This is a genomic window from Streptomyces sp. 3211.6 (genome assembly GCF_003634815.1).
Taxonomy (GTDB): Bacteria; Actinomycetota; Actinomycetes; order Streptomycetales; family Streptomycetaceae; genus Streptomyces; species Streptomyces katrae_A.
Genome location: NZ_RBXC01000001.1, coordinates 5,808,859 through 5,830,408, shown reverse-complemented (window position 1 = coordinate 5,830,408; position 21,550 = coordinate 5,808,859). Strand labels below are relative to the sequence as shown.

At 73.1% G+C, this 21,550-nt stretch carries 19 protein-coding genes and 1 pseudogene; 12 read left to right on the top strand and 8 right to left on the bottom strand.

Translation table 11 applies throughout. The features are described from left to right. The first annotated feature begins 245 nt into the window (after positions 1-245). Together BX286_RS27005 and BX286_RS27000 are read left to right on the top strand one after the other, a co-directional pair. The gene (locus BX286_RS27005; protein WP_121016518.1) at positions 246-1,499 is read left to right on the top strand and encodes a glycosyl hydrolase; all 1,254 of its coding nucleotides are present in this window, start codon (positions 246-248) and stop codon (positions 1,497-1,499) included. 120 nt (positions 1,500-1,619) lie between these two features. Beyond that, complete coding sequence (locus BX286_RS27000) at positions 1,620-3,719, top strand: endo-beta-N-acetylglucosaminidase (protein WP_121016516.1); 2,100 nt, start codon at positions 1,620-1,622, stop codon at positions 3,717-3,719. 15 nt (positions 3,720-3,734) lie between these two features. Here BX286_RS27000 and BX286_RS26995 read toward each other — a convergent pair whose 3' ends face one another. Continuing rightward, entirely contained in the window at positions 3,735-5,147 is a 1,413-nt protein-coding gene (locus tag BX286_RS26995) for a HAMP domain-containing sensor histidine kinase (RefSeq protein ID WP_121016514.1), read from the bottom strand. Between the two features lie 12 nt (positions 5,148-5,159). Further along, a complete protein-coding gene (locus BX286_RS26990; RefSeq protein WP_079430102.1) occupies positions 5,160-5,870 on the bottom strand; it encodes a response regulator transcription factor in 711 nt (236 codons plus the stop codon). 285 nt (positions 5,871-6,155) lie between these two features. Here BX286_RS26990 and BX286_RS26985 point away from each other — a divergent pair, with 285 nt between their 5' ends. From BX286_RS26985 to BX286_RS26955, 8 genes are all read left to right on the top strand, one after another. Further along, positions 6,156-6,941 (top strand): amino acid ABC transporter ATP-binding protein, encoded by a 786-nt coding sequence (locus BX286_RS26985; protein WP_079430101.1) that lies wholly within the window; start codon positions 6,156-6,158, stop codon positions 6,939-6,941. A gap of 98 nt (positions 6,942-7,039) precedes the next feature. Next, the gene (locus tag BX286_RS26980; RefSeq protein WP_079430100.1) at positions 7,040-7,894 is read left to right on the top strand and encodes a glutamate ABC transporter substrate-binding protein; all 855 of its coding nucleotides are present in this window, start codon (positions 7,040-7,042) and stop codon (positions 7,892-7,894) included. Positions 7,895-7,978: 84 nt separating this feature from the next. Then, complete coding sequence (locus BX286_RS26975) at positions 7,979-8,653, top strand: amino acid ABC transporter permease (RefSeq protein ID WP_079430099.1); 675 nt, start codon at positions 7,979-7,981, stop codon at positions 8,651-8,653. Beyond that, positions 8,650-9,528 carry an amino acid ABC transporter permease gene (locus BX286_RS26970; protein ID WP_079430098.1) on the top strand — a complete coding sequence of 293 codons (879 nt, stop codon included), beginning with the start codon at positions 8,650-8,652 and terminating at the stop codon, positions 9,526-9,528. Before BX286_RS26975 ends, BX286_RS26970 begins: the two co-directional genes overlap by 4 nt. A gap of 178 nt (positions 9,529-9,706) precedes the next feature. Further along, on the top strand, positions 9,707-11,278 hold the full coding sequence (locus tag BX286_RS26965) for an FAD-dependent monooxygenase (RefSeq protein ID WP_121016512.1): 1,572 nt from the start codon (positions 9,707-9,709) through the stop codon (positions 11,276-11,278). A gap of 33 nt (positions 11,279-11,311) precedes the next feature. Continuing rightward, a complete protein-coding gene (locus BX286_RS38080) occupies positions 11,312-11,398 on the top strand; it encodes a putative leader peptide (protein WP_311318651.1) in 87 nt (28 codons plus the stop codon). Positions 11,399-11,477: 79 nt separating this feature from the next. Beyond that, complete coding sequence (locus BX286_RS26960) at positions 11,478-12,011, top strand: cysteine dioxygenase (RefSeq protein ID WP_079430096.1); 534 nt, start codon at positions 11,478-11,480, stop codon at positions 12,009-12,011. Further along, positions 12,008-12,406: a rhodanese-like domain-containing protein gene (locus tag BX286_RS26955; RefSeq protein ID WP_079430095.1), complete on the top strand. Its 399-nt coding sequence runs from the start codon at positions 12,008-12,010 to the stop codon at positions 12,404-12,406. The genes BX286_RS26960 and BX286_RS26955 overlap by 4 nt, the downstream gene beginning before the upstream one ends. 370 nt (positions 12,407-12,776) lie before the next feature. Here BX286_RS26955 and BX286_RS26950 read toward each other — a convergent pair whose 3' ends face one another. The 4 genes and pseudogenes from BX286_RS26950 to BX286_RS26935 form a co-directional block, all read right to left on the bottom strand. Then, positions 12,777-15,326, bottom strand: coding sequence for an ABC transporter permease (locus BX286_RS26950; RefSeq protein WP_121016511.1), 2,550 nt, complete (start codon positions 15,324-15,326; stop codon positions 12,777-12,779). 85 nt (positions 15,327-15,411) lie between these two features. Beyond that, positions 15,412-16,074, bottom strand: a pseudogene (recX, locus tag BX286_RS26945) (recombination regulator RecX); the annotation flags it as partial. Then, positions 15,984-17,093: a recombinase RecA gene (gene recA / locus BX286_RS26940; protein WP_079430093.1), complete on the bottom strand. Its 1,110-nt coding sequence runs from the start codon at positions 17,091-17,093 to the stop codon at positions 15,984-15,986. The gene recA and the pseudogene recX, both read right to left, overlap by 91 nt. 467 nt (positions 17,094-17,560) lie before the next feature. Continuing rightward, positions 17,561-18,391 (bottom strand): serine protease, encoded by an 831-nt coding sequence (locus BX286_RS26935; protein ID WP_121016510.1) that lies wholly within the window; start codon positions 18,389-18,391, stop codon positions 17,561-17,563. 299 nt (positions 18,392-18,690) lie between these two features. Here BX286_RS26935 and BX286_RS26930 point away from each other — a divergent pair, with 299 nt between their 5' ends. Next, positions 18,691-19,116 (top strand): hypothetical protein, encoded by a 426-nt coding sequence (locus BX286_RS26930; RefSeq protein WP_100862741.1) that lies wholly within the window; start codon positions 18,691-18,693, stop codon positions 19,114-19,116. 108 nt (positions 19,117-19,224) lie between these two features. Then, a complete protein-coding gene (locus tag BX286_RS26925) occupies positions 19,225-19,980 on the top strand; it encodes a Clp protease N-terminal domain-containing protein (protein WP_079430090.1) in 756 nt (251 codons plus the stop codon). On the opposite strand, the gene BX286_RS26920 is transcribed toward BX286_RS26925, so the two are convergent. Both BX286_RS26920 and BX286_RS26915 read right to left on the bottom strand, forming a co-directional pair. Further along, positions 19,934-21,076 carry an AI-2E family transporter gene (locus tag BX286_RS26920; protein ID WP_121016508.1) on the bottom strand — a complete coding sequence of 381 codons (1,143 nt, stop codon included), beginning with the start codon at positions 21,074-21,076 and terminating at the stop codon, positions 19,934-19,936. The genes BX286_RS26925 and BX286_RS26920 overlap by 47 nt on opposite strands. Before the next feature lie 244 nt (positions 21,077-21,320). Beyond that, entirely contained in the window at positions 21,321-21,515 is a 195-nt protein-coding gene (locus tag BX286_RS26915; RefSeq protein ID WP_079430089.1) for a DUF3046 domain-containing protein, read from the bottom strand. Positions 21,516-21,550 lie beyond the last annotated feature (35 nt).

Here is a 21,550-nt window from a genome sequence, read left to right as displayed (position 1 = left end):
CCGGCACGGCCTGAATTCCCCTGCCCCTTTCACCGTCGGCACCGGTACGCGCGCCCGTACTAAACCGCATTAGCTCCGGGGACCGTTCCTGCCCGCCGCCCTGCTGCCAGAACGGCTGAAGCGCATAAGTACCCCGCTCGCCGGAATTCGGACGGCGGCCTCCCGAGGCCCTGTTGACTTCCCGTGGACCGGCCCGGCAGTTTGTGGGCGTCCGGCGAATTCCCCCCTGAACTCCGGGACCCCTCATGGACCGCGCCGCCCACCCCCGCACCCTGCGCTTCGGCGTGAACTACACCCCCGCCCGGGGCTGGTTCCACCACTGGCTGGACTTCGACGCCGACGAGGTGCGGGCCGACCTGGACTCGGTCGCCGCGCTCGGCCTGGACCACGTGCGGGTCTTCCCGCTGTGGCCGCTCTTCCAGCCGAACCGGACCCTGATCCGGCCGCGCGCCGTCGAACAGCTCGTGGCGCTCGCCGAAGCGGCCGCCGAACGCGGCCTCGACGTGCACGTGGACGGCCTCCAGGGGCACCTGTCCAGCTTCGACTTCCTGCCCGCCTGGACCGCGACCTGGCACCGGCGCGGGATCTTCACCGATCCCGACGTGGTGGCCGCGCAGGAGGAGTACCTGCGCACCCTGGCCGGGGCCCTCGCCGGCCGCCCGAACTTCCTGGGGATGACGGTCGGGAACGAGGTCAACCTGTTCTCCGACGCGCCCCACCCCGACCCCGACCGGATCACCGCCGCCCAGGCGGAGCGCTGGCTGGAGCGGATGCTGGCCGCCTGCGAGGAGGGCGCGCCCGGCCGGTTCCACCTGCACGCCGAGTACGACGCCGTGTGGTTCCGGGACGGGCACCCCTTCACGCCTGCCCAGGCGGCCCGGCTGGGCGCGGCGACCGCCGTGCACGCGTGGGTGTTCAACGGCACCGCGCAGCGCCACGGGCGCGCCGGGACGGCCACCGAGCAGCACGCCGCGTACCTGATCGAGCTGTCCAAGGCCTGGGCCGAGGACCCGGGCCGCCCGGTGTGGCTCCAGGAGGTCGGGGCGCCCGCGCCGCTGGTCCCGCCCGAGCACGCGGCGGAGTTCACCGAGGCCACCCTGGCGGCCGCGCTGGACTGCCCCGGTCTGTGGGGGGTCACCTGGTGGTGCTCGCACGACGTGTCCCGGGAGCTGGCGGACTTCCCCGAGCTGGAGTACGGGCTGGGCCTGCTGACCAACGACGGCCGGACCAAGCCCGCCGGGGCGGTGGTCGCCCGGATCGCCGGGGCCTGGCGGGGGCGGGAGCACCGCCCGCCCGTACGGTCCACCGCGCTGGCCCTGGACACCGGGTCGGGGCGGTCGGTCTGCGCCCCGGGGGGGGCCTTCTTCGAGGCCTGGGCGGTCCTGGCGGCGAAGGGGGTGCGTCCGGCGGTGGTGCGGGCGGAGCAGGCGCAGGACGCGGAGCGGCTGGCGGCCCGCGGCATCACGGAGGTGCTCCGGGTGCAGGACGTCATGACCTGACCCGCCCGGCACCCGTCTGAACCGCCCGCCCGCCCCCGACCATCCCGGCGATCCCGGCCGCCCCGTGCGCCCCGTGCGCCCCAACCGCCCCGACCACCCCCTGCCCCGAGGAGCCCCCGCATGTCCGAACCCGGCAACGGCGCCGGTCCTCGTAGCGCCGCCCCCTTACGGCCGGCGCGCCGCACCGTCCTGGCCCTGGGCGCCGGGGCCGGTGCCGCCGCCCTGCTCGCCTCCTCCCCGGCCCCCGCCGGGGCCGCCCCCGTGACGGAGCCCGGCGGCCTGGCCCCGTACGCCTCCTACTGGTTCCCCGATTCCCTCCCCGGGGGGACGCCCGGCCCGGGGATCGTCTGGCGCTCCCTCAAGGAGTGGAGCCCGCACTCCGATCCGGACCTGGCGCACAACACCGCGAGCGTCCCGCTGGCCCCACGGTTCACCCCGGTCCCGGCGAACCCGGATGCCCGGACGGGACAGGCCCGGATCACCACCCTCGTCTCCTTCGGACCCACCGCCCGGAACCCCTCCCAGGGCTCGGCGACCGCCGACTTCTACGCACTGACGCACTGGGCGTACCTCGACGAGCTGGTGTTCTGGGGCGGTTCGGCCGGCGAGGGGCTGATCCTCGCCCCGAACGCGCCCGTGGTCGACGCGGCCCACCGCAACGGGGTGCGGGTCCTGGGCAACGTCTTCCTGCCGCCCGTCGCCTACGGCGGCGACCTGCGCTGGACCCGGGACCTGGTCCGGCGCGAGGCCGACGGCCGCTTCCCGCTCGCGGAGAAGCTGGCCGAGGTGGCGGTGGCGTACGGGTTCGACGGCTGGTTCGTCAACGCCGAGACGGACGGCGGCGACAGCGCCCTGGCCGGGCGGATGCGGGAGTTCCTGCGCGCCCTGCGGGCCGCCGGGGAGCCCAGCGGGCTGCGCATCACCTGGTACGACGCCATGAACAGCACGGGCGCGGTGGGCTGGCGGGGGGCGCTGGACGCGCTCAACCAGGAGTTCTTCGAGGACCGGGCGGGCCGGGTCGCGGACACGATGTTCGTGGACTTCCGCTGGACGCCCGGTTCCCTGGTCTCCTCCGCCTCCCTCGCCGAGCGGCTGGGCCGCTCCCGTCACGAGCTGTGGGCCGCGGTGGACGTGGAGTCCCGCGGCTGGGACTCCGAGGTGCGCTGGGACGCGATCGTGCCGCGCGGCCGCGATCACGTCGTCAGCCTCGGCCTCTACCGGCCCGAATGGACCCGCAACCACCTGGCGGACCGCTCCCCCGGCGCCTTCCACCGGGCCGACGACCGGTTCTGGACGGGCGAGTCCCTGGATCCGGCGCGGCCCGCGCCCGGTGCGGTCTGGCGGGCGCCCGCGACGGCCGTCGCCGACCGGTCCACCGTCGCCGGGCTCCCGTTCGCCTGCTCCTTCAACACGGGGCACGGGCTGCGCTGGTACGAGGGGGGCCGGGCCGTCTCGGAGGAGCCCTGGAACCACCTGGGGCTCCAGGACCGGCTCCCGGGCCGCCGCTGGGTGGTGGACACCGTGGGCGAACGCCCGGACGTCTCCCTGGACTTCGCGGACGCCTGGCGCGGCGGTTCCAGCCTGCTCGTGGCGGGCGCCCTCACCGCCCCCGCCGCCGTGGGCCTGCACGCCGTCCGGCTGCCGCTGACCCCCGCCACGGTCGCCGAGCTGGTCCACACGGGCGGCCCGGACCCGCTCGGCATCGAGCTCGGGGTCGCGCTCCGCCCGCCGGCCGCCCCGGGCGAGCCCGTCCCGTACACCTGGCTGCGGGCCGGCACGGCCGGCGCCGGCTGGCGGACCTCCCGGATCCCCCTCGCGGCGCTGGCCGGGGAGACGGCGTACGCCCTCGCCGTACGGATCACCGCGCGGGGGACGAAGCCGGTGTCCTGGCGGCTCGGAGCCCTGTCGGTACGCGACACCACCGCCGCCCGGCACCCGGCCCCGCCCTCCCGCCTCGGGGTCGACGCCTCGGCCCGGCGGGGTGCGGAGGCCGAGCTCCGGCTGTCCTGGGGCCGGGCGGCCGGGCCGGTCCGGCACTACGAGCTGTACCGGCACCTGCCCGACGGCACCCGGCGCTTCCTGGCCGGCACCTGTGGCACCGCCCTGTACCTGCCCCGCCTGGTCCGCGCCGGGCGGGAGCGGGCGGCCGCCCTGGAGCTGCGGGCGGTGGACGAGACGTACGCGGTCTCGGCCCCGGCCCGCGCCGCATTCCGGTGGTGACGCGGCGGCGGGGGCTCAGCCTGCGTCCGGGCCGGTGCGCGGCACGGCCACCGTCACGCGCAGGCCGTGCGGCGGGTTCTTGGCGTAGGAGAGGGTGCCGCCGCCGGTGGCGAGCAGGGCGCGGGAGATCGACAGGCCCAGTCCGGACCCCTTGACGTTCTGGTGGCGGCTGCTGCGCCAGAAGCGGTCGCCGACGCGCAGCAGTTCGTCCTCGGTCAGGCCGGGCCCCCGGTCGGCGACGACCACGAGGGCGCTGGAGCCCTCGGCGGAGACGGAGACCTCGACCTCCTCACCCGCCGGGGTGAACTTCAGGGCGTTGTCGATGACGGCGTCGAGCGCGCTGGACAGGGCGATGGGGTCGGCCCAGCCGGTGACGGCGGAGCGGCCCGTCTCGCGGAGCCGTACGCCCTTCTCCTCGGCGTACGGCCGCCAGGAGGCCACCCGTTCAGCGGCGAGGGCACCGATGTCCGTGAGGCTGATCTCGGCGGAGGCGTGTTCGGCCAGTGCCAGGTCGAGGAGGTCGTCGAGGACCTGGGCCAGGCGTTTGCCCTCGGTGCGCACGGAGGCGATCTCCTCGTTGCCCTCGGGGAGTTCGAGGGCGAGGAGCTCGATGCGCAGGAGCAGCGCGGCGAGCGGGTTGCGCAGCTGGTGGGAGGCGTCCGCGACGAACGCCCGCTGCTGCTCCAGTACCTCTTCGACGTTGTCGGCCATCTCGTTGAACGAGCGGGCCAGGCGTCTGAGTTCCGGGGGGCCGCTCGCGGCGGCGACGCGGGAGTTCATGCGTCCGGTGGCGATGCCGTGGGCGGCGGCGTCCAGGGTCCGGACGGGCCTCAGCACCCAGCCGGTCAGCCGCAGTGCGGCGCCGAACGCGGCCAGCATGGCGGCGGCGAGCCCGGCGGCGATGAGCAGCCAGCCGTGCAGGATCCGGGCGCGCATCTGGTCGGTGGGTGATTCGGTGGCGACGACGGCGACCACGTCTCCGTCGAGGACGACCGGGGAGACGACGAGGAGTCTGCCGTTGACCTGCCAGGGCCAGACCTGTCCGGGGTCGTGGCTGCGGCGGCCGGCGAGGGCCTCCTCGAAGGAGCGCCGGGCCTCGCCGGAGTCGGGCAGCTGCCACCAGCCGGGGGCGCGGACCATGGCGTTGTCGTCGCGGTAGAAGATGCCGACGCGGATGCCGTACAGCTCGTGGTAGCGGGCGAGTTCCAGCTGGAGGGTGTCGCGCCGCTCGTCGGCGCCGGTGGCGCCGGAGCCCTCGGCGTCGATGACGAACTGGGCGAGGGCGGCGAACCGGGCGCTGTCGTCGATCCGGTCGACCACCACCCGCTGCTGCTGGGCGGCGGCGAGGCTGACGGCGAGCGGGAAGCCGAGGGCGAGCAGCACGCCCGCCATCAGGATGACGAGGAGCGGGAGCAGGCGTGCGCGCACGGCGGGGCCCCGCTAGGGCGCGGCCGGGGTGACGAGCCGGTAGCCCACCCCGCGGACGGTCTCGATGAGCGCGGGCATGGCGAGCTTGGAGCGCAGCGAGGCGACGTGCACTTCGAGGGTGCGGCCGGTGCCCTCCCAGCTGGTGCGCCAGACCTCGCTGATGATCTGCTCGCGGCGGAAGACCACCCCGGGCCGCTGCGCGAGCAGGGCCAGGAGGTCGAATTCCTTGCGGGTGAGGGGGACGTCGGTGCCGTTCACGGTGACGCGGCGGGTGGGCAGCTCGACGACGACCGGGCCGAGCCGGACCACACCGGGATCGCCGGGCGGGCCGTCGGTGCCGGTCGTGTCCTCGGAGCCGCCGGTGCGACGGGCGACGGCGTGGATGCGGGCGAGGAGTTCGCCGGTGTCGTACGGCTTGACCACGTAGTCGTCGGCGCCCATGTTCAGGCCGTGGATGCGGGAGCGGACGTCACCGCGGGCCGTCACCATGATCACGGGCGTGCTGGTGCGCTTGCGGATCTTGCCGCAGACCTCGTATCCGTCCTGGTCGGGCAGGCCGAGGTCCAGCAGCACCACCCCGAAGGGTTTCGCCCCGGCCGGCAGCAGCGCCTGAAGGGCCTCCTCGCCGTTGCGGGCGTGGGTGACCTGGAAGCCGTGCCGGGCGAGGATCGCGGACAGGGCGGCGGCGACGTGGTCGTCGTCCTCGACGAGCAGCAGTCTCATGGCGTCGTCCCCCTTTCCTTCTCTCGCTCTTCGGATTCCGTTCGGATGGCAGATGGCCACCATGCATCCATGCCGATGAAGACTCCCACGTCAAGGGGGTTCCGGTCCGGCGACTCTTCCGTTATGCACCCGGTACGCGCACACGGCGGGCGCGCGGGCGCGGCGCACGGAGCGTATCGGGGCGAGTCCCTATCGTTATCCTCAATTCTCGCTCAGATGTCGTGACGGTGTGCGCACCGCGTCACTACTGTCCTGCCAACCGACGGAGGACGGAGCAAGAAGCCGATGAGCGGAGTATCAGTGGCCAAGGACACGCAGGACGCGGCGGGTGCCGCGGACGGCCTGGTCGTACTGAGCAACGTCAACAAGCACTTCGGCGCGCTGCACGTGCTTCAGGACATCGATCTGAGCATCGCCCGCGGCGAGGTCGTCGTGGTGATCGGTCCTTCGGGATCGGGCAAGTCGACGCTGTGCCGGACCATCAACCGGCTGGAGACCATCGACTCGGGGACCATCACGGTCGACGGGAAGGAACTGCCCTCGGAGGGGCGGGAGCTGGCCCGGCTGCGCGCCGATGTGGGCATGGTCTTCCAGTCGTTCAACCTGTTCGCGCACAAGACGGTGCTGCAGAACGTGATGCTGGGTCAGCTCAAGGTCCGCAAGACCGACCAGGCGACGGCGGTGGAGAAGGCGAAGTCGCTGCTGGACCGGGTCGGCGTCGGCTCTCAGGCCGACAAGTACCCGGCGCAGCTGTCCGGCGGCCAGCAGCAGCGCGTGGCGATCGCGCGGGCGCTGGCGATGGACCCGAAGGTGATGCTCTTCGACGAGCCGACCTCGGCCCTGGACCCGGAGATGATCAACGAGGTGCTGGAGGTCATGCAGCAGCTCGCGGCCGAGGGGATGACGATGGTGGTCGTCACGCACGAGATGGGCTTCGCCCGCTCCGCGGCCAACCGGGTGGTCTTCATGGCCGACGGGAAGATCGTCGAACAGGCCGCCCCCGAGCAGTTCTTCAGCAACCCCAAGAGCGACCGCGCCAAGGACTTCCTGTCCAAGATCCTGCACCACTGACACCCGCGTCTGGTAGTGATCCGGTCGACGGCGCCCGCCGTCGCACACGACGTGTCCAGCTCGTCGTTCAACAACGTCTCACCTGAGGGAAGTTCACCATGAAGGTTCTCAAGGCCGGCGCGGCAGTGGCCACGGCCGTCGTCCTCGCGCTGACGGCGACCGCCTGTGGCAGCGGCAGCAAGGACAGCGCGAGCGACGCGGGCGCCTCCGGGGGCACCAAGTCGGACAAGATCGCCATCGGCATCAAGTTCGACCAGCCCGGCCTGGGCCTGAAGACCCCCGACGGCAAGTTCGAGGGCTTCGACGTGGACGTCGCCACGTACGTGGCCAAGGAGCTCGGCTACCAGCCGGACCAGATCGAGTGGAAGCAGGCGATCAGCGCCGAGCGCGAGAACCTGATCTCCAACGGGGACGTCAAGTTCATCGCCGCCACCTACTCGATCAACGACAAGCGCAAGGCCCGGGTCGACTTCGCGGGCCCGTACTTCCTGGCCCACCAGGACCTGCTGGTCCGCGCCGACGACAACTCGATCACCAAGGTCGAGGACCTCAACAAGAAGAAGCTCTGCTCCGTCACGGGCTCCACCTCGGCGCAGAACGTCAAGAAGGACCTGGCCCCCGAAGCCGACCTGCTTCAGCAGGGTGGCTACTCCGAGTGCCTCACCGCCCTGGAGAACAAGGGCGTGGACGCCCTGACCACGGACGACTCGATCCTCGCCGGCTACGCCGCGCAGGAGAAGAACAAGGGCAAGTTCAAGCTCGTCGGCCTGAAGATGAGCAACGAGAACTACGGCATCGGTCTGAAGAAGGGCGACAAGGAGCTCCAGACCAAGATCAACGCCGCTCTGAAGAAGATGGTCGCGGACGGCAGCTGGGAAGCGGCCGTGAAGAAGAACCTCGGCCCGGCCAACTACAAGAACGAGCCTGCCCCGCAGATCACCGAAGGCAGCTGATTTCCCGGTGGGATGCGCCGCCGCCCGCCCGTCCGCGGGCGGCGGCGTGTCCCGCCGGCCATCCTGGGGAGAGCGCAGGGCATCGTGTTCGACTTTCTTGATTCCGGGCAGTACGACCTGCTCGGAGCCTTCTGGGTGACGGTTCAGCTCACCCTCTACTCGGCGGTGGGCTCCCTGGTGTGGGGCACCGTCCTGGCCGGGATGCGGGTCAGCCCGGTCCCGCTGATGCGGGCCTTCGGCACCGCGTACGTGAACCTGGTCCGCAACACGCCGCTGACCCTGCTGATCATCGGAAGCTCGCTGGGCCTGAGCCAGACCCTCGGCTTCAACATGGGCGGCAGCACGTTCAAGGAGACCGGCTTCCGCCTCGCGGTCCTCGCGCTGAGCGCCTACACCGGCACCTTCGTCTGCGAGGCGCTGCGCTCGGGCATCAACACCGTGCCCGTGGGCCAGGCCGAGGCCGCCCGCGCGCTCGGACTGAGCTTCTTCCAGGTGCTCACCCTGATCGTGCTCCCCCAGGCCTTCCGGGCGGTCATCGCACCGCTCGCCAACGTACTGATCGCCCTCACCAAGAACACCACGGTGGCGGCGGCCATCGGCGTGGCCGAAGCGGCCCTGCTGATGAAGGAAATGGTCGAGAACGAGGCGGACGCGCTCTTCGCCGTCTTCGGGATCTTCGCCCTCGGCTTCTGCCTGCTGACCCTGCCCACCGGTCTGCTGCTGGGCTGGGTGGCCAAGCGAGTGGCGGTGAAGCGATGACCTCCGTGCTGTACGACGTCCCCGGCCCCAAGGCCAAGGTCCGCAACTGGATCTACACGGCCGTCTTCCTGGTCCTGTTCGCGCTCGCCGCCTGGTGGATCCTGTCCGTCATGGCGGACAAGCACCAGCTCGACGCCGACAAGTGGAGCCCCTTCGTCACCGACGGCCGGGTCTGGACCACCTATCTGCTCCCGGGACTCGGGGAGACCCTGCGGGCCGGTGCGATCGCCATGCTGATCGCCCTGCCGCTGGGTGCCCTGCTGGGCATCGGACGGCTCTCCGACCACGCCTGGGTGCGCATCCCGGTCGGCGCGGTGGTCGAGTTCTTCCGCGCCATCCCGGTGCTGATGCTGATGATCTTCGGCTCTGCCTTCTTCGTGCAGTTCGTCCCCGCCGTCTCGTCCGACATACGGCCGCTGTACGCGGTGGTCACGGGACTCGTGCTCTACAACGCGGCGGTCATCGCCGAGATCGTCCGCGCGGGCGTACTGTCCCTGCCCCGCGGCCAGACCGACGCCGCCAAGGCGATCGGCATGCGCAAGGGCCAGACCATGGTCTACGTCCTGATCCCGCAGGCCGTCACGGCCATGCTGCCCGCCCTGGTCAGCCAGCTCGTGGTCATCCTCAAGGACACCGCGCTCGGCGGCTCGCTGCTCGGCCTGACCGAGCTGCTCGCCGCCAACCGGCAGATCTCGGCGAACTACAGCAACACCATCGCCACGCTCGTGGTGATCGCCCTGGTCTACATCGCGGTGAACTTCGCCCTCACCTCCTTCGCCTCCTGGATGGAGGGCCGGGTGCGGAAGTCGAAGAAGAGCACCGGGGCGGTACTCGCCGTGGCCGAGGTCGACGACCTGGCAGCCGGAGCCGACTAAGCGGCGTGACGCGAGAGGCGGACGTCCGGTCAGCCCGGTACGAGGCGTAGCCTGTGTGGTGCGGCGGAACTCTCCGCCGCACCACACTGCTTTGTCCGGACCGGGGTCACTTGACGCCGGAACTTCCAGTGGGTTGCATACGTTCTGTGATCACATACCGGACATCGGGAGCCGCATCATGGACCCGGTGATCGTCGTCGGCTCGGGCCCCGTCGGACTCTCCCTGTCCCTCGCCCTGGCCGGCCACGGCGTGCCCTGCGTCCTGCTCGACGAAGGGCCCGGAAAGGACGAGCCCCGCCCCGCCCGCAGCGTCGTCCTGCACTCCGACACCGCGGCCATGGTCCACCGGCTCGGCTGCACCACCCTGGGCGACGAGGGCGCCCAGTACGCGGCCTGGCGCACCATGAGGCGCCGTCAGGAAGTCCGGCGGATCACCTTCGAGGACCACCCCGCCCCCCTGCACCTCCCGCAGCACGCCCTCACGCGCGGCCTGCGCGCCGCCGCCACGGCCCACCCCCTGGTCCAGCTCGCCCCCGACACCAAGCTGGAGTCCCTGGAACAGGACGGGCGCGGGGTCACGGTGCAGACCCGGGGCGGGCACACCACCTGGTGGCGCGGCAGCCACCTGGTCGGCTGCGACGGGGCCCGCTCCACGGTGCGCAAGCTGCTCGGCATCCGCTTCCCCGGCCGGACCGCCGTCGAGCGGCACGCCGTGGCCGCACTGCGCGCCGAACTGCCCTGGCCCGGCGAGGCGTTGCTGCACCGCAACCCTCCGTCCGGCCCCGAGGAGATCACCGCCCGGCCGCTGACCGACGGGATCTGGCGGCTGGACTGGCTGCTGCCGCCGCGCGGGGACCTCGTCACCCCGGACGCCCTCGTCAGCCTGATCCGGGACACCCTGGCCCTGTGGTGCGGCGGCAGCACCCCGCCGTACGACCTCATCGACACCGGCGTGCACATCCAGCACCACCGCCTCGCCCGGCGCTGGCGCGACGGCCGGGCCTTCCTCGCCGGGGACGCCGCGCACCTGCTGGGCGCGCTCGGCACCCAGAGCGTCGAGGAGGGGCTGCGCGACGCGGAGAACCTGTCCTGGAAGCTGGCCCTGGACTGGCACCAGGGCGCCTCCGAGGCCCTGCTCGACAGCTACGAGGGCGAGCGGCGCACGGCCGTCGCCGCCCGGCTGCGCGCCGCCGACCAGACCATGCCCGTGCTGCGCGGCGGAGCCGGCCTGCGCAGCCTCCTGCCGGGGTCGGGGCGGTCGGCCGAAGGCCTGCTGACCGACGGGCACCTGGGCCGGGGCCCGCTGGGCGGCCGGCCGGTGTACGCGCCGCCGGTGGCGGTGCGCGAGGTCCCGACCGCCACGGAGCCGGGCGGCCCCGTGGCGAACGTGCCCGTGTCCGCGCCCGACGGGTCCACGGTCCCGCTGCGGGACCTGCTGGGGCGGGGGAGGCTGCTGGTGCTGCTGGTCGCGCCGGGTACCGGAGTGTGGGACCGGCGCCACTGGGCGGGGGCCGGGCTGATGCCCCGGCTCGCGGCGGCCGTGAGCGCACTGCCGGTGCCGGCCGAACTGCTGGTGGCGGACGCCTACCCGGGGGCGCCGGCGCACACCGTGCTCCTGGTGCGTCCCGATGGGCACCTCGCCGCCACCTTCGCGGGGGTCCGCCCGGCCGAGCTGTACGCGGCGGCCGACACCGTGCGGGCGGGTGCTCCGGCCGGCGCTCCCGCCACACCCGCTCCTGTGATCGATTGACCGCCCTCGGGCACTCGTGGTTCACTCGCCGACATGACCGGCAACGACGTACGCCTGTGGCGGAGGGTTCACATGGACCTGCTCCGCTACGCGGGCTGCGTGTGTCGCCCCTCCTGCTGATTCGCCCCCTTCCCGCGCGCCCCGCTGCCCTTCCGGGCCTGCGCGCCCCTTTCGCGAACCCCAGGACGGTCACGCCCCGATGTCTGCTTCCGTGTCCACGCACGCCCCTGCCCGCTCCTCCGCCCCCACCGCGGCGGAACTCCTCGCCTTCGCCCTGCGCACCGCCTCCGACCCCGAGATCGTCGACTCGCTCCCCCTCGACCCGGAGGGCCGGACCTGGATCCGGCTCGACGGCCCGGGCGGCAGCGAGGCATGGCTGATCGGCTGGCCGCCGGGCACCGGCACCGGCTGGCACGACCACGCCGAGTCGCGGGGCGCGTTCGCCACCGCGCGGGGCCGGCTCACCGAGCACTCCCTGACGGTGCGTCTGCCCTCGGAGGGATGGCGGACCCTGGAGCTGGCCCCGGAGGTGGACCGCACCCGCAGCCTCGGCGCGGTGACCGGGCGGGCGTTCGGCGAGCACCACGTCCACGAGGTGCTCAACGAGTCGGAGTCCGAGCACGCGGTCTCGGTCCACGCCTACTACCCGCCGCTGCCGCTGATCCGCCGGTACAGCCGCAGCGGCGCGGTGCTCAGGCTGGAGCACGTCGAGCGCCCGGCGGACTGGCAGTGAGCGGGACGGGCCCGGTGGGCATCGACGAGCTCCTGGAACGGGTCCGCGAGACGTACACCCGGGTGGACCCCCGGACCGCGTACGAGGCGTGGCTGGACGGGGACGCCCTGCTGGTGGACATCCGCTACCAGGCGCTGCGCGAGCGGGACGGGGTGATCCCGGGGGCGGTCGTGGTGGAGCGCAACGAGCTGGAGTGGCGGCTGGACCCGCTGGGCTCCCACCGCCTCCCGGAGGCCGTCTCGCACGATGTGCGGGCGGTGGTGATCTGCAACGAGGGCTACGCGTCCTCGCTGGCGGTGGCGTCGCTCCACGCGCTGGGGCTCCGACGGGCGACGGACCTCACGGGAGGCTTCCAGGCCTGGCGCTCCGCGGGGCTTCCCACGGCCCCTTCCTGACGCGTCGCCCGCACGGCTCGGCGCCCCTGCGACGGCCTGCGCCCGTCGGCTGCCGGGCGCAGGCCGCACCCCTGGCCGGGGTCCGACCCGTTGGCTGCCGGGCGGGCCCGCTGTCCTGGCTGGGGCCCAGCCGTCGGCTGCGGGCCGTTGCCGCTGCGCGGAGCCGTCTCCCCGCCCCGCCCTTTCTCCGTTTCCCGGGGGCTCCGCCCCCGGACCCCCAGCGGCGGGGCTGTAGACAGCCCGCGCGGCGATGGAGCGCACCGGGCGCTCAGCGCACGGAACGGGTCCGGGCGGAGCCCGGGGAACGGTGGAAGGGCGGGGCGGGGAGAGCCCGCGCAGCGGCAGCCGCACCCGCGCCCGCAGGGACCGGTCAGGCCTGGGACGTCGCCACGTCCACCGGGCGGCGCCGGAGGGCCAGCCGCCCCGGGAGGGCCACGGCCGGGAGGGCCAGGAGGGCCGCCGCTGCGACGACCCCCGCGCACACCACCGGGAGGACCACCGGCGCAGCCGACCCCGTCATCCCGACGCTGAAGGCCGTCAGCACCGCCGCCGCGATCCCCGACCCCAGCGCCACCCCGAGCAGCAGCACCCCCACCGCCTCGGCCCGCAGCATCCGCAGCACCTGCCGCCGCTGCGCCCCCGCCAGCCGCAGCAGCCCGAACTCCCGGAACCGTTCGGCGGTGGACATGGCCAGGGTGTTGACCACCGCGATGGCGGTGAAGGCCAGGACCAGGCCCATCGCCAGCAGGTTGGTCTCCGCCCCGGCCCCGGCCCGCCGCACCCGGGCAGCGTCGGCCTGCGCCGCCGACAGCACCGACACCGCCCCCGGCGCTCCCGCGGCGGCGGCCAGCCGCTCCCGGCCGACCCCCGGCTCCGCCGCCACCAGCACACTGCCCGCCAGGGGGTTGTCCACGTGCGCGGCCACCAGCGCGTGCGGCAGCGTCACGTCGCCGAAGCCCAGCCCCCGCGCGTACACGGCGGCGACCGTCAGCGTCACGGGGGTTCCGTCCCCCAGTGTCAGGCTCAGCGGGCTGCCCGGCTTCAGCCCCAGCTGCTCGGCGGCGAGTTCGCTGACCGCCGCCCGGCCGTCGCCGAAGCCGTCCAGGCTGCCGCCGGTGACCCCGGGGTCCCAGGTGCGGGTCAGGCCGGACGGGGTGACGCCCCGGGCCGCGTACTTCGTCAGGCCGACCCGTACGGAGGTGTGCACGATCTCGGTCGCGGCCGTGACTCCGGGCGTGCGGCGGAGGCGTTCGGCGGTCTCCGGGCCGACCCCCGGTCCCTGCGCGGTGACCACCCAGGGGGCCCGGACCCCCTCGCGGGCCTGCGTCGCGGCCGCGGCGCCCAGGGTCGGGGTGATGAAGAGCACGGTGCAGGTCATCGCGGTCAGCAGGGTGAGCGGGGTGACGGCGGACGCCATGCGGGTGGCGTTGCCGCGCAGGTTGGCGGTGGCCAGGCGGCCGCCGGGGCCGGTCAGCGCCAGCGGTCCGGCGAGCAAGGCGGCCGCGCCGCGCACCAGCAGCGGGCCGAGCAGCGACACGGCGCCCGCCAGCACCACCACGGCCAGGAAGGTGACCGGCGTCGACGCGGGTTCGGTGCGCAGCGAGCCGAGCACGACGACCAGCACGGCCCCGCCGGCCAGCAGGAGCAGCCCGGCCACGGTACGGGTCCAGGCGGGGCGGGGCCGCTCGACGGCGGCTTCGGCCAGGGCCTCGGCGGGGCGGATCCGGGCGATCCGCCGCCCGGTGATCCGGGCCGCGGCCCAGCCCCCGAGCAGGCTCGCCGCGACGGCCGCGGTCATCGGGAAGATCCCGGCGGTGCGTTCCAGGGTGGCGGGGACGGCTCCGGTGGCGACGAAACGGCCGTACAGCCAGGCGGCCAGCGGCAGTCCGGCGAGGGCGCCTGCGATCCCGGCGGCCAGGCCGACGAGCAGTGCCTCCCGGCCGAGCATGCCGCGCAGCTGCCGGGGGGTGGCGGCGATGGCGCGCAGCAGGGCGAGCTCGCGGTGGCGCTGCTGGACGGAGAGGGCGAAGGTGCCGGCGACCACGAGGACCGCGACGAGGAGGGAGGTGCCGCCCATCGCGCCGCCCAGGGAGACCAGGGTGGTCCGCGCGCCGGCCGCGTCGAGGAACTCGACCGGGCCGCGCCCGTCGCCGGTGGTGACCTGGGCCGTGGTGGCCCGAAGGGCATGGGCGACGCGGGCGGAGAGCGCGCCGGCGTCCACTCCGGGGCGGGGCAGTACGCCGATGGCCGAGACCTGGCCGGCGCGGGCGGCGAGCCGCTGGGCTTCGGCGTCGGAGAAGAAGAGTGCGTTCTGGTGGCCGAGGCGGCCGTCGGCGGCGGTGGTGCGCGCCACGCCGCTGACCGTGTAGGTCTTCGGTTCGCCGGTGGCCTGCACGGTGAGCCGGGCTCCGGTGGCGAGGCCCGCCCGGGCGGCCAGGTCCCGGTCGATGACGACCTGGTCCCCGCCCTGGGGAGCGTGGCCCTCGGCCAGGGTGAAGGGGGTGAGCACGGCGGAGGTCCAGGCGTGTCCGTACGAGGGCTTCGGCGTGCCCGGGGCCCCGGTCAGCGGGACGGCCTGGAAGGTGAGTTCGGGGACGGCCCGGTCGACCCCGGGGACGGAACGGACGGTGTCCACGGCGGAGGCCGGCAGCCAGGCCCGTTCGGCTACGGGCTTGGCCTTGTGCTTCGTCTTGGCCTTGCCCTTCTTCTCCTTGACCGTGCTCTGGTGGACGTTCTGGTCGGCGGAGACGAGGACCGGGGTGCCCGCGTACCGCTCGGTGGCGATCCTGCCCCGGAGCCCGGTCTCCAGGAGGGTGCCGCAGGCGGTGATCAGGGCCGCCGCGCACAGGAGGGCGACGAAGGCTCCGAGGAAGCCGGCTTTGCGGTCCCGGACGGTCCGAAGGGCGTAACGCAGCATCATGCGGTCAACTCTGTCGGCGGGCCCCGCTCCCGGCACTGGAGCGCCCCGGCGTCCCCGCCCGGGGGCTGTCCCCACCCCCCGGCGGTCAGTCCCCGGGGTAGCCCAGGTCGTCGGCGTCCTCGCCCTCCGCCTCCAGGGCCCGGCGCACCACTCTCAGGGCCATGCCCTCCGGGTATCCCTTGCGCGCGAGCATCCCGGCCAGGCGGCGGATCCGCTTGTCGCGCTCCAGCCCGCGGGTCGAGCGGAGCTTGCGCTCCACGAGTTCGCGGGCGGTCTGCTCCTCCTGCTCGGAGTCCAGCTGTTCCAGCGCCTCCTGGACGAGGGTGGTGTGCACCCCCTTGGTCCGCAGCTCCTGCGCGAGCGCCCGGCGGGCCAGGCCCCGGCCGCGGTGCCGGGACTCGACCCAGGCCCCGGCGAAGGCGGCGTCGTCGATGAGGCCCACTTCCTCGAACCGGGACAGGACCGCCTCGGAGACCTCCTCGGGGATGTCCCGCTTCGCCAGGGCGTCCGCGAGCTGCCGCCGGGTGCGCGGCATCCCGGTGAGCAGGCGCAGACAGATCGCCCGCGCCTGCTCCTCGGGACTCTGGGGCGGAAGTTCCTGGCGGCCCTCCCGGCCGCCCCTCGCTCTGCCGCCCCGCTCCTGCTCTTCCCGCACGGTCAGCTCTTGGCCACGGCGGCCTTGGCCGCCGGCTTCGCCTTCGACGCCGGGGCGGGCACGGAGGCATCGGCCGGCGCGGTGGCCTCGGCCGCCTCGCCGCTCTCGGCGTCCTTGCGCACGCCGACGCCCAGCTTCTCCTTGATCTTCCGCTCGATCTCGTTGGCGAGGTCGGGGTTGTCCTTCAGGAAGTTGCGGGCGTTCTCCTTGCCCTGGCCGAGCTGGTCGCCCTCGTACGTGTACCAGGCGCCGGCCTTGCGGATGAAGCCGTGCTCCACGCCCATGTCGATCAGGCCGCCCTCGCGGCTGATGCCCTGGCCGTAGAGGATGTCGAACTCGGCCTGCTTGAAGGGGGGCGCGACCTTGTTCTTCACGACCTTGCAGCGGGTGCGGTTGCCGACCGCCTCCGTGCCGTCCTTGAGGGTCTCGATGCGGCGGATGTCGATGCGCACGGAGGCGTAGAACTTCAGCGCGCGGCCACCGGTCGTGGTCTCCGGGGAGCCGAACATCACGCCGATCTTCTCGCGGAGCTGGTTGATGAAGATCGCGGTGGTCTTGGACTGGTTGAGCGCACCCGTGATCTTGCGGAGCGCCTGGCTCATCAGACGGGCCTGGAGACCGACGTGCGAGTCGCCCATCTCGCCCTCGATCTCCGCCTTCGGCACGAGGGCCGCGACGGAGTCGATGACGATCAGGTCGAGGGCGCCGGAGCGGACCAGCATGTCGACGATCTCGAGGGCCTGCTCGCCGGTGTCCGGCTGGGACAGGATGAGGTTGTCGGTGTCGACGCCGAGCGCGCGGGCGTACTCGGGGTCGAGCGCGTGCTCGGCGTCCACGAAGGCGACGGTGCCGCCGGCCTTCTGCGCGTTGGCCACGGCATGCAGCGTCAGGGTCGTCTTACCGGAGGACTCCGGCCCGTAGATCTCGACCACACGGCCGCGCGGCAGCCCGCCGACGCCGAGGGCGATGTCCAGCGCGGTCGACCCGGTGGGGATGACCTCGATGGGGTCGTTCGGCTTGTCGCCGAGGCGCATGACCGCACCCTTGCCGAATTGCCGTTCAATCTGTGCGAGCGCGGCGTCGAGAGCCTTCTCGCGGTCGGTGCCTGCCATGGGTTCCACCCGGTTTGCTTGAGTCGATCGCTTCACGCCATTGACGCTAACGCCTGCCACTGACAATGCGCTTCCACGCCCGTTTCGGCTGTGGATAACTCATCAGAATGGATGTTCGATTTCCCTGTCAAGCCGACCACGCCGCGCCCCGCAACCCCTGCACACCGAAGGCGGAACGCCCCCCACCGCCCGCGGCCAGGGCCTCCCCGGGGACCGGCGACGGCACCGACCACAGGGCCCCGGCATGTGTTGCGCGTCACATTCGGCGGCTATCACGCCCGGCCGCGCCCAGCTGTCCCCATGACGACCCTGACGCGGAGCTGCCGCCGCCGCGGCACGAGCTCGGCCGGATGACCTTCACCGGCCCGGCCCGCAGCCCGGCCCGCGGGTGAGGACACGCGCGCGGCCCCGCCGCCTCCGGACGACCGGGGGCGGCGGGGCCGCGGGGCGGGCGGTCCCGGAGGGACCTACGGCTTCGGCAGGGTGCAGCCGGGGCGGTTCAGGTCGATCTGGTTGCCGGGGCCTATGCACGGGACGAGGACGTAGGTCTCCTGGGCGTAGTTGATTCCCTGGCGGACCGTCACGTTCCCGGCCTCGTCCACCTCGCACGGGTTGTTGTCCGTGCAGCGCTGGCCGTCCTCGTTGCCGGTGTTGTTGACGGCGACGACCTTGCCGGTCGTCGTGTCGATCACCGGCGAGCCGGACGTGCCGCCGATGGTGTTGCAGGACGAGGTGTAGCGGACCGAGTCCTTCCAGGTCCACTCCCCCTCCTTGAGGCGGTACGCGAACCCGTCGACGCTGCAGCTGTAGGTGCGCTTCCAGTAGCCGGAGACCACCTTGATCGAGGAACCCTGCACCGGGTGCGCGTCGTTGAGGGTGAGGGCCGCGATGCCGTACTGGCTCTGGATCTGCGCGTACGTCTTGGTCAGCTGGTAGAGCGAGACATCGGTGTCCGTCATCGTGCCGTACGCGATCTTGCTGGCGCGCAGGGTCGCGACCTTGGAGCCCGAGGCGTTGAGCAGGGAGAAGCTGCGGCTGGACGCCTGGTTGACGAGGACCTCGCCGGCCGCCGGGAAGCCGGTTTCCAGGCAGTGCCCGTTGGACAGGACCAGCGCCGGGTCGTCCGGCTGCGAGGCGGGCGTGCGGACCACGGAGCCGGAGCAGTTGCTGAGCGCGACCGTGCCCGCGTAGGTGACCGCGGCGGCCCGCTGCGGCGCGGGGGCCTGGGCCAGGGCCGGCGTGGCCGCCGCTCCGGTCAGGAGCAGGGACAACACGGCGCCGGCGAGAGGCTTGTTCATGTGGGGGTTCCCCTCTGGTGACGAATGCGACCGAAGATCCTTCGGTTGACATGTGCACTGCATTCTTGGTCCAGCGGAGTCAACGCACAATAGGGCATGGGGAGTTGGAAAAGAGGATGGCCGAACACCCCCGGCAGTAAACGGAATCAATCATTCCAAGCCCCCGCGAGGCGGGCGCCCGATCCCAATTCGGGGCGCATGGCCCACGCCCCCGGGCTGGCGCGGAACCGCCGCCGGATGGCCGGTACTCTGCGGTGCCCCCGACGACGGGGGCCGTGAAATTCCGCTCAGGAGGACCCATGGCCGTCAAGAAGGCCACGATCCAGCAGCAGGTGGCCGAAGCCCTCGCCCAGGCCAACCCCGCCGACCGCCCCATCGTCACGATCCAGGCCATCGCCGGCCCGAGCGTGTGGCTGATGAGCATGCTCGGCCTCATCGGCCAGGCGTTCCTCAGCTACTACTTCGTCACCGTGACCGAGCAGGCCGTGGTGCTCCACCGGGCGAGCCGGATGAGCAACCGCCCGCAGGAGATCGTCTTCGCGATACCGCCCCACCAGGCCGTCGGCACCATCACCGAGGTCAAGCGCAACGCCATCTGGAGCTCGTTCCGCATGCAGCTCCCCGGCCAGGCGACCCCGACCCGCATGAACGTGCACCGCATCTGGCGCAACGAGATGGACCAGCTGCTCGGCCTGCTGACGGGCCAGAACCAGCCGGCCGCCTGACGGGCACGCGCACGGCCGCGGGCGGAGGGGACACGTCCCCAGCCCCTCCGCCCACCAAGTGACAACCCATGGTTGACACCGCCGAGGTGTCAACCTAGGGTTGCATTCATGACGAACCCTTCCGTGGAACCCGTCCGGCTCGCCAACCCCGTCCGCCTCGACGACCTGATCGAGGCCATCAAGAACTCCCACGCCGACACCCTGGAACAGCTCAGCGGCGCCGTCGTCGCGGCCGAGCACCTCGGTGACGTGGCGGACCACCTCATCGGCCACTTCGTCGACCAGGCCCGCCGCTCCGGCGCCTCCTGGACCGACATCGGCCGCAGCATGGGGGTCACCCGCCAGGCCGCCCAGAAGCGCTTCGTCCCCAAGGCCGACAAGGAGGGCGAGTCCGGCCTCGACCCCGCCGCGGGCTTCGCCCGGTTCACCCCCCGGGCCCGGAGCGTCGTCGTCGCCTCGCAGAACGAGGCCCGCGCCGCGAACAACGCGGAGATCCGCACCGAGCACCTGGTACTGGGCCTGCTGGCCGAGCCCGACGGCCTCGCCGGACTCGTCCTCGGCTCCCAGGGCGTCTCGCCGGAGGCCCTCCGGGCCGCCGCGACCGCCACCCTGCCCCCGGCGTCGGAGGAGATGCCCGCCCTCGTCCCCTTCGACGCCAACGCCAAGAAGGCCCTGGAACTCACCTTCCGCGAGGCCCTGCGCCTGGGCCACGGCTACGTGGGCACCGAGCACATCCTGCTCGCCCTGCTGGAGCTGGAGAACGGCGAGGGTACGCTCAGCGGACTCGGCCTCGACAAGGCCGCCGTCGAGTCGGCCGTCACCGAAGCCCTGGCAGCCGTACTCGGCGCGGACGGGCAGCAGTAGGCCCCCCGCCAGCCGGACCGCCCGCCGGACCGCCGGCCACCCCGCCCGCGTCACCGCCGCCGGCCTCCCCCGCCACCTCGTACCGCTTCACGTAGGCGCCGAGGAAGGCCTGCAGGGTGGCCACGGCCGGGATCGCGATGAGCGCCCCGACCGCGCCCAGCAGGGCGGTCCCCGCGATGACGGAACCGAAGGCGACCGCCGGGTGGATGTCCACGGTCCTGGCGGTCAGCTTCGGCTGGAGGACGTAGTTCTCGAACTGCTGGTAGACCACGACGAACCCCAGCACGTACACCGCGTACCAGGGTTCGACGGTGAAGGCGATCAGCGTCGGCAGCGCGCCCGCGAGATAGGTGCCGATGGTGGGGATGAACTGGGAGACCAGCCCCACCCACACCGCGAGCGCGGGCGCGTACGGCACCCCGAGGACCGCGAAGACCACGTAGTGGGCGACACCGGAGACCAGCGCCATCAGCCCGCGCGAGTACAGGTAGCCGCCGGTCTTCGCGACGGCGATCTCCCAGGCCCGCAGCACCTCGGACTGCTTGGCGGGCGGCAGTACGGAACACAGGGCGCGCCGCAGCCTGGGGCCGTCGGCGGCGAAGTAGAAGGAGAACAGGCCGACCGTCAGCAGCCTGAAGAGCCCGCCGAGCACGGTGGCGGACACGTCGAGCACCCCGCTGGCGCTGTTCTGCACGTACTTCCGGAGCCAGTCGGAGTGCACCAGGCTGTCCTGGATCTCCAGCCGGGACAGCTTGGTGTGGAAGGTGCGGTTGATCGAGTCGATCACCATGTCGAGGTAGCGGGGGAAGCCCTCCACCATGTCGACGATCTGCCCGGCGAGCATCGAGCCGAGCAGCGCGAGGAACCCGGCGCCCGCGGCGAACACGCCCAGGAACACCAGGAAGGTGGCGAGCCCGCGGCGCATGCCCCGGGCCGCCATCCTGGACACGGCGGGTTCGACCGCCAGCGCCAGGAAGAACGCGATCAGGATGTTGACGAGCAGCCCGATCAGCTGGTGGAAGGCCCAGCTGCCGAGCTGGAAACACGCGACGAGCGCCAGTACGAGGATCACCGCGCGCGGCAGCCAGCGCGGCATCCGCGTCTCCTCCCGGGCCGGGCCGGGACCCGATGACGGGCCCTCGGGCCCGCCGTCCGGGCCGCCTGCGGCCTGCGCCGGGGCGGGGTGCTCCGCGGGGGCCGCAGGGCCGGCCGCCACGGGCCCCCCGGGGACCGGCCGGTCCTGCGGATCTTCGGGCCGGCTGCTCGTCTCGTCTGTCACTGCCACGCCGACCAGTCTGTCCCACCTGCCGCGCACCACGAAAACGAGTCCCCGGCCGGCGTCAGCGCAGGGAGGCGGGCACGTCCATCGCCGAACACACCGCGCGCCACACGTCCTTCGTCTCCCAGCCCGCCTCCAGCGCCTGGTGGACCGTGCGCCCGCCGAGCTCGGACAGGACGTGGTCCCGCGCGAAGGAGTCCGCGTAGGCCGCACCGAAGTGCTCCGCCATCCGCTCCCAGAAAATCGTCAACCGCATGCCCCCAGTATCCCGCTCCGGAGAGTGCACCCTCA